The following is a 1,172-nucleotide window of genomic DNA, read 5'->3' as shown; positions in this document are numbered from 1 at the left end:
GCTAAAGAATCCATTTTTGTTCCAAACATATCGGGAGAACTATTGTTTTTACCAAAATATATATTGTTATTTATGTAATCATACATATAAGGCTCTATTCCAGTTTTTGCATATATTCCAGCATTTGTTCCTGCGTCTGCACCAACTGCATTTAGTGCGGGTTGATTATAATGTACAATTCCATCAAATATGTATTCAGCAGTTGAGTATAAATTAAATTTAGTAGATATCATAACCGCATTTGCATCTTCTTGACATAATTCTGTTTGAGCTGCTTGTTGTGGACGATGACCTTGAATATTAGTAAGTAAATCACCAACACGAACAACTAAACATTTTTCTATGCCTTGGGTAACTATATAATCAATCATTGCCTTAAAATATGTCTTGTATGATTCTTTGGTAATTCCCGTATCTCCATTTCCTTGGCACCAAGCCATGTAACTATGCCTTACTGTATAGCCATTAGCTTGTAACCATGTTTTGGTAGCGTTATACCTTTCCAGAGCATCCGTTAAATACGCACCGCCTTGTTGCCATTGTGTTATTGAACTTCCACCCATACTTGCTGATACCGCAATCACAGGTGTTTTAGTTATTGCATAATAAGATTCGACAAATGCAGAAATCATTGAGCCTGTTTTAAAAGCTAAGTCATTTATACCACCCACTTTATTCTCGTTTACTCCAAATGGTTCAATTATTGAATAAAGCTTTGTTGGATCAGTAATTGCCCTAAATTCAAAACCGTTAAACTGTCTTACAGTAACACTTAGCTTTGCATCCCCTGCGCCCGACATGTTTGATTGCCCTGAATAAATTATAATATCAACCACGTTTGCCCCGTTATTTGTAACTGTCTGGTTTTTTACTGCAACCGCATTACCTACATAATCTGTATTAGCTAAGACTTCCCAAGTAGACCAAGGAGCTTCGTTAACCTTTGACCTTGTAACGGTTTGGTTATAGTTGTCTCTAGCAATTTGGACTATAACTCCTGCATTGTTAAAAACGTTTGTACTGCCATGAACTTTTACTGATAATTTTCCATAGCCAATCCCAATGTATCCATTTAAAGTAGCTGGGTCAAATAAATAATCGCCATCTGTAAGAGCAGTATTAAAATCTGTTGCAGTGGCGATATTTCTTGGAATATATTTTATCGCAATATC

1 protein-coding gene is annotated in these 1,172 nt (G+C 35.8%); it reads right to left on the bottom strand.

Annotated features, from left to right (window positions below):
• Window positions 1–1,172, bottom strand: a 1,172-nt coding sequence (locus AC11W3_RS14245) for a sialate O-acetylesterase (protein WP_484093204.1), incomplete at both ends; no start/stop codon positions are given.

The sequence above is a fragment of the Geomonas sp. genome (assembly GCF_056994735.1).
This window is presented reverse-complemented; position numbering and strand designations above follow the sequence as displayed.